The sequence below is a fragment of the Bradyrhizobium sp. PRIMUS42 genome, from assembly GCF_023006515.1.
Taxonomy (GTDB): Bacteria; Pseudomonadota; Alphaproteobacteria; order Rhizobiales; family Xanthobacteraceae; genus Bradyrhizobium.
Map to the genome: position 1 here is coordinate 1 of NZ_JALBGZ010000300.1, position 7,229 is coordinate 7,229.

The 7,229-nt window shown below is 66.2% G+C and carries 6 protein-coding genes and 1 pseudogene; 3 read left to right on the forward strand and 4 right to left on the reverse strand.

The features are described from left to right. On the forward strand, positions 1-557 hold a 557-nt coding region (locus MOV75_RS21255; protein ID WP_247006533.1), incomplete at its 5' end, for an amidase family protein. Here MOV75_RS21255 and MOV75_RS21260 read toward each other — a convergent pair. From MOV75_RS21260 to MOV75_RS21275, 4 genes and pseudogenes are all read right to left on the reverse strand, one after another. Beyond that, positions 549-1,743: pseudogene (locus MOV75_RS21260) on the reverse strand (patatin-like phospholipase family protein). The gene MOV75_RS21255 and the pseudogene MOV75_RS21260 sit on opposite strands and share 9 nt — an antisense overlap. A gap of 148 nt (positions 1,744-1,891) precedes the next feature. Next, positions 1,892-2,488, reverse strand: coding sequence for a glycerol-3-phosphate 1-O-acyltransferase PlsY (plsY, locus tag MOV75_RS21265; RefSeq protein ID WP_246925715.1), 597 nt, complete (start codon positions 2,486-2,488; stop codon positions 1,892-1,894). A 47-nt stretch (positions 2,489-2,535) separates the two neighbouring features. Continuing rightward, positions 2,536-3,837: a dihydroorotase gene (locus MOV75_RS21270; RefSeq protein WP_246925722.1), complete on the reverse strand. Its 1,302-nt coding sequence runs from the start codon at positions 3,835-3,837 to the stop codon at positions 2,536-2,538. Between the two features lie 5 nt (positions 3,838-3,842). Beyond that, entirely contained in the window at positions 3,843-4,790 is a 948-nt protein-coding gene (locus MOV75_RS21275; protein ID WP_028135931.1) for an aspartate carbamoyltransferase catalytic subunit, read from the reverse strand. A gap of 173 nt (positions 4,791-4,963) precedes the next feature. On the opposite strand from MOV75_RS21275, the gene MOV75_RS21280 reads away from it, so the two are divergent. Both MOV75_RS21280 and MOV75_RS21285 read left to right on the forward strand, forming a co-directional pair. Further along, entirely contained in the window at positions 4,964-5,725 is a 762-nt protein-coding gene (locus tag MOV75_RS21280) for a M15 family metallopeptidase (RefSeq protein WP_247006534.1), read from the forward strand. A gap of 20 nt (positions 5,726-5,745) precedes the next feature. Further along, positions 5,746-7,229 (forward strand): acyl-CoA dehydrogenase family protein (locus MOV75_RS21285; protein WP_247006535.1); only part of this gene is annotated, 1,484 nt, incomplete at its 3' end.

Consider the following 7,229-nt stretch of genomic DNA (forward strand, 5'->3'; position numbering starts at 1 on the left):
AGTTCGCCGGCGCCGTGGAGCCTGCGGCGGAAGAGGGCTTGCTGGCCGCGATCAAGGCGGCGGAGCGCGCGGGTGCCAGCGTGCAGGCCATCGATCTGCCCCAAGCGGTGCAGGAGGCTTGGCGTATCCATCCCATCGTCCAGGATTTCGAGGCGCATCGCGCGCTGGCGTGGGAGTTTTCCGAGCGTCACGACGAGATCGCGCCGCTGCTGCGCGCCAGCCTCGATGCGACGGCCGGGCTGACGCCGAAGGAATATGACGAGGCACGCCGGATCAGCCGGCGCGGCCGCCGCGAGCTTGGCGAGCTGTTCGAGGGTTTCGACGTGCTGCTCACCTATTCGGCGCCGGGCACGCCGCCGGCCAAGGAGCTCGCGACCACGGGCGATCCCCGCTACAACCGGCTCTGGACGTTGATGGGCAATCCTTGCGTCAACGTGCCGGTGCTGAAGGTGGGTGGCCTGCCGGTCGGCGTGCAGGTGATCGCGCGCTTCGGCAACGATGCGCATGCGCTGGCGACGGCGTGGTTCCTGGAGGACGCGCTGGCGAAGTCAGGCTAGCGCCGGTTCGGCCGCGGGCAATTTGCGTTGGGTCTCGTTGCTCGTCGCGCCTTGCCCAAGCCAGCGCTCGGCGGCTGCGCGGCCGCTCCGGTGCAAGAGGCGAATGAAGCCGCGGCCGAGATCGGTCGATGAGCGCTGTGCCAGGCCGTCAACGGAATCTTCTGCCGCGATCCTGGTGAGCCGCAGCGAAGAGGCTGCGTGCGACTGCGCCCATGCGATCGCGGCGATCTCGGCATTGAGCGCGGCGTTGGCTGCGATCTGGTCGAGCCGGCGGTCGATCGCGGCGAGGGTGATCGGCACGTAGCTGTCGCGCGCCGGCGTGACCTGGACGAGCAGGACGTCGGAGGTCGTCGTCTCCTGCGCCAGTCGCAGCAAAGGCGGATTGCCGCCGAAACCGCCGTCCCAATAGGCCTCGCCGTCGATCTCGACGGCGCAGTGAACCAGCGGCGGACAGGTCGAGGCCAGCGCGACGTCGGCGCTGAGTGCGTCGTTGCGGAAGATCTGCTGCTGCCCGTCGCGGATCCGCGTCGCCGCGATCAGCAGCTTTGGACAGCGGGCACCGCGCAACGCGGAAAAGTCGATGTCGCGCGACAGCGCCTGCCGCAGCGGATCGAGATCGAACGGATCGAACTGGCCGGAGCGCAACGTCGGACCGAATGCGACCGAGCTTCCCGCCGGCGAAAAGCCGCCGACCAGCATCAGCGAGCGGAACGAGGCCTCGTGCATCAAGCGGAGCCAGAACCGGTTCAGCCGGCTACGTGCAGCCTCGGGGCCGCCCTCCGCGAGGCCGGAGGCGAGCAGGAGCGCATTGATGGCGCCGGCACTGGCGCCGCTGATCGTGTCGATCTCGATGGGGTCTTCCAGCAGTCGCTCCAGCACGCCCCATGTGAAGGCGGCAAAGGTGCCGCCGCCCTGGAGCGCCAGCGATAGTCGTCGCGGTGGCCATTGTTCGGAGCGTGCCTGCGCGTGCCCGACCGGCGTAGCTCTCGTCACGACCTCGATTGTCACAGGCGCTTGCGCGATCACATCGCCTTGCACCGCTGCCGGCAAGACCGGAACAGGCTTTGGCAAAGGCGAGGGCGCGTCGGACCAGATATTGGTCGTCGAGAGCAGCTTGGCTTGCTGCGGTGCAGGAAGCACCCGGCGAACCGACTCCATCATGCGCGTCGACCATCTTCTCGCTCATTCTGAGCAACCACGTAACGCCATCTCGGCCGTCGGGATGACAGGCCCGGGACCCGTTCGCCAATACAACCGTGATTCGGCCGCAAGTTGCGAACAGGATTTGGCATATAATGCAGAAGGGTCGCTTCGGTATCCGTAGATGCCTGACTTCAAGCCTTCTCGCCGATCCGGCTTTCCTTGCCCCCTTGCAATCGCTTGATGTTCTCGCGATGCGCGTAGAACAGGAGCAGCGTCAGCACTGCGAACAATGCTGCGAGCGCGAGGTGGCCGAACCACCACAGGAACATCGGCGTGATGAACGCCGCCACCAGCGCCGACAGCGAGGAATAGCGGGTGGTGAAGGCAGTCGCGAGCCAAAGCAGGCAGAACACCACCATGCCCGGCCAGAACAGACCGAGCAGGATGCCGATATAGACGGCGACGCCCTTGCCGCCTTTGAACTTCAGCCAGACCGGGAAGAGGTGGCCGAGGAACGCGCCGAGCCCGGCCACCATGGCGGCGTTGGGGCCGGCAAGGTAACCGGCGATCACCACGGCCCCGGTGCCCTTGAGCGCGTCGAGCAGCAGGGTGCCCGCGGCGAGGCTCTTGCGTCCGGTGCGCAGCACATTGGTGGCGCCGATGCTGCCCGAGCCGATCGAGCGGATATCCTGCGTGCCGGCGAGCCTGGTCAGCACCAGGCCGAACGGAATCGAGCCGAGCAGGTAGCCGATGATGAAAGCCACCGGCAGGAATGCTTCAAGCCCCATGGCGGCAGCTCCAAAGGCTGGATCTCAATCTCGAGGGATCGCGCACGTCAGACATGCTCATACACCGTCCGGCCACCGACAATGGTGCGCACGACGCGGCCTGTAAAGCGGGCCTCGTCGAAGGGGGTGTTCTTGCAGGGCGATTTCAGGTCGGCTGGATCGACCACCCAGGGCACGTCGGGGTCGATCACGATGACGTCGGCCGGGCTGCCTGCGCGCAGGGTTCCGCCAGGCAGGCCGAGCAACTTGGCCGGGCGGGTCGACATCGCCCGGATCAGCGTCTTCAGTTCCAGCTCGCCGTTGTGAACCAGGCGCAGGCCGGCGGGCAGCATGGTTTCAAGACCGACGGCGCCGGGAGCGGCTTCCGCGAACGGCAGGCGCTTGACCTCGACGTCCTGCGGATTGTGGTCGGACATGATGACGTCGAGGAGGCCGGAGGCGATTGCGGCCACCAGCGCGCGGCGGTCGTTCTCGGTGCGCAGCGGCGGCGACAGTTTCAGGAACGACCGGTAGGGGCCGATGTCGTTCTCGTTCAGCGCAAGATGGTTGATCGAGACCGAGGCGCTGACGGGGAGCCCGGCATCGCGGGCGCGCTGGAGGACATCGAGCGACTCGATGCAGGTCAGCGAGGCCGCGTGATAGCGGCCGCCGGTCAACGCCACGAGGCGCATGTCGCGTTCGAGGATCACCGCCTCGGCGGCATTCGGGATGCCCACCAGGCCGAGCCGCGATGCGAACTCGCCCTCGTTCATCACGCCCTCGCCGACGAGATCGGGGTCCTCGGTGTAGTGGACGATCAGCGCGTCGAAATCCCGCGCGTAGGTCAGCGCGCGACGCATCACCTGCGCATTGGTCACGCTTCTGGCGCTATCGCCGAAGGCGACGGCGCCCGCGGCCTTCAACAGGCCGAACTCGGTCATCTCCTCGCCGTGCATGCCCTTGGTGAGGGCGGCCATCGGCTGGATGTTGACGATCGCGGTGTCGCGGGCGCGGCGCATCACGAAGTCGACGGTCGCCGAGTTATCGATCACCGGAGACGTGTCGGGCTGGCAGATAATGGTGGTGATGCCGCCGGTCGCGGCCGCCTGGCTCGCGGTGGCGAAGGTCTCGCGATGGCTGAAGCCGGGCTCGCCGACGAAGGCACGCATGTCGATCAGGCCGGGCGCGACGACCTTGCCGGAGCAGTTGACGATGTCGGTGCCTTCGGGGACGCCGGCAGCGCCAATGCCGCGGCGGGTCTCGCGGATGATGCCATCGGCGATGAGGACGTCGCCAATGCCGTCGAAATCCCTGGAGGGATCGACGACGCGGGCGTTGGCGAGCAGGATGGGGCGGCGATCGGTCAACATCGGCATCACGCGTTCGGCAGGTTACGGGCGAGCGCTTCCAGCACCGCCATGCGCACGGCGACGCCCATCTCCACCTGTTCGCGGATCAGGGACTGGGCGCCGTCGGCCACGATCGAGTCGATCTCCACGCCGCGGTTCATGGGGCCGGGATGCATCACGAGTGCGTCCGGCTTGGCGTAGGCGAGCTTTTTCTGGTCGAGCCCGAAATAGTGGAAATATTCGGAAGACGACGGCACGAAGGAGCCGTTCATGCGCTCGCGCTGGAGCCGCAGCATCATGACGATATCAGCGCCGTTGAGGCCCTCGCGCATGTCGCGCGCGACCTCGACGCCCATCCGCTCGATGCCGGGCGGCAACAATGTGGTGGGGCCGACCACGCGGACGCGGGCACCCATCGTGTTGAGCAGGATGATGTTGGAGCGGGCGACGCGCGAATGCAGCACGTCGCCGCAGATCGCGACCACGAGCCCTTCGATCCGGCCCTTGTTGCGGCGGATGGTGAGCGCGTCGAGCAAGGCTTGCGTCGGATGCTCATGCGCGCCGTCGCCGGCGTTGATCACGGAACCGTCAACCTTGCGCGCCAGCAGTTCCACCGCGCCGGAGGCATGATGGCGCATCACCAGAATGTCGGGATGCATCGCGTTCAGCGTCATCGCGGTGTCGATCAGCGTCTCGCCCTTCTTCATGGACGAAGAGGACACCGACATGTTCATGACGTCCGCGCCGAGCCGCTTGCCGGCGAGCTCGAACGAGGATTGGGTCCGGGTGGAGGCCTCGAAGAAGAGGTTCACCTGCGTCCGTCCCCGCAGGACGGTGCGCTTCTTGTCAACCTGACGGTTGAGCTCGACATATTCTTCGGACAGGTCGAGGAGGCCGGTGATGTCGGCCGCGGAAAGGCCCTCGATGCCCAGCAAATGCCGGTGGCCGAGGACGAAGGTCGATTTCGATGTCATTAAAAGCAGAGCTATAGGGGCGGATGGCGGGGGGAGCAAGGGGCAAAGGGGAGGAAGTGAGTTATCCCCTGATCTGTAGCCTGCTCAGTCATTCCGGGATGGCGCGCAAGCGCCAGACCCGGAATCTCGAGATTCCGGGTTCGATGCTTCGCATCGCCCCGGAATGACGAAGGATGGGAGGCATCGTGAAACCACTTCTTGCTGCATTTGTATTAATCGTCGCCATCTCCTCCTCCCACGCCCAATCGCTCCCCGGCGGCTTCGTTTACTTGCGCGACATCGATCCCAGCATCATCCAGGACATCCGCTACGCCACGTCGAACAATTTCGTCGGCCGGCCGCTTGCCGGCTATGGTGCCGGAGAGTGCGTGGTCAAAAAGGAGGTGGGGCTGCGACTGAAGGCGGTGCAAGAGGACCTGGTGACGCAAAACCTGTCGCTCAAAATGTTCGACTGCTACCGGCCGGCGCGGGCCTCGCTCGACATGGTGAAGTGGTCGCAGAACGGCCACGAGACCGTCGCCGAGCGGCGCTACAATCCAAAGATCCCGAAGACCGAGCTGTTCCGCCTCGGCTACATCGCGAGCCGCTCGCAGCACTCCACCGGTGCAGCACTCGATCTTACGCTGGTCGATCTCAAGGCTGACAATTCGGGCAAGTACGACCCGTCCAGGACCTATGCCGACTGTACGGCCTCGGTCGAGACGCGCGCGCCGGAAGGCAGCGTCGACATGGGCACCGGCTACGACTGCACCGACACGAAAGGCCATACCGCGGCACCGTCGATCACGTCCGAGCAGCGCATCTGGCGCAAGCGGCTGGTCGCTGCGATGGCCAGGCAAGGCTTTGTGAACTATTCGAAGGAGTGGTGGCATTTTTCCCTGCCAGGGGCCGGTGGGGCAGCCTATGATTTCCCGATCCAGCCGCGCCGGAACTAAAGTCCGCGCCGAGGAAACCGATGACCCAGCCGAGCTTCGCGACCCACGAGGTCTTCAATCAATCGCCCCCGTTCGAGGACATCGATCTGTTCGCCGTGGATCGGCCGCTGGTCGAGGCGGTCAAGGCCAATGGCGGTGCGGCGGCTGAACGCGAGCTGTCCGCGTTCGGCAAGGAGTGGGGCTCGGCCGCGATGGCCGACCGCGGGCGCGCCGCGAACGAGAACACCCCAAAGCTGCGCACCTTCGATGCCAGGGGCAACCGGCGCGACCAGGTCGAGTTTCATCCCGCCTATCACGAGCTGATGGCGCATTCTGCGCACGCCGGCGTGCACAATTCGACTTGGACGGCGACGGGAAAGCCTGCGGGCGATGCCGCCGAAGTCATTCGGGCTGCAAAATTCTACATGGCGTCGCAGGTTGAGACGGGGCATCTGTGCCCGATCACAATGACGCGCGCCTCCGTCGGTGCGCTGGCGACGCAGCCGGACCTGCTCGCGCGCGTGATGCCGGTGCTGTCGACCAGGAGCTACGACCCGAGCTTCGCGCCGTGGTGGGACAAGCGCGGCATGACGCTCGGCATGGGGATGACCGAGAAGCAGGGCGGCACCGACGTGCGCGCCAACATGACCCGCGCGGTGCGCGAGGGCGAGGCCTATCGCATCACCGGCCATAAATGGTTCATGTCGGCGCCGATGTGCGATGCGTTCCTGGTGCTGGCGCAGGCCGATGGCGGGCTGACCTGTTTCTTCATGCCGCGCTTCGCGCCGGATGGCTCGGTGAATGCGATCCAGTTCCAGCGGCTGAAGGACAAGCTCGGCAATCGCTCCAATGCCTCGTCCGAGGTCGAATTCACAGGTGCCTACGCCGAACGGATCGGCGAGGAGGGCAAGGGCATCCGCACCATCATCCAGATGGTGCAGCTGACGCGGCAGGATTGCGCGATCGCCTCCGTCGGCCTGATGCGCTCGGGGCTGGCGCATGCGCTGCATCACGCCCGTCACCGTAGCGTGTTCCAGAAGCATCTCGCCGACCAGCCGCTGATGCAGGCCGTGCTGTCGGACATGGCGCTGCATGTCGAGGCGAGCACGGCCCTGGTGATGCGGCTCTGCCGCGCCTTCGACCGTACGCCGCAGGATGCGGCGGAGGCCGCTTATATGCGGCTGCTGACGCCCGCGATCAAATACTGGACCTGCAAGAGCGCGCCGCCGTTCCTCTATGAAGCGATGGAGTGCCTCGGCGGCAATGGCTATGTCGAGGACGGCATTCTGGCGCGGCACTATCGGGAGTCGCCGGTCAACGCGATCTGGGAAGGCTCGGGCAACGTGATGTGCCTCGACGTCCTCCGCGCGCTGACACGCGAACCGGAGCCGGCGACGGCCGTGCTGCAATCGCTTACGGCCGAGACGAAGGGCTTGCCTGGCGCGGCGGAGACGGTCGCGTTCATCGGTAAGACTTTCCGGCGCGCCGATGGCGAGCGTGTCGCACGGCTTGCGGTCGAGAAGCT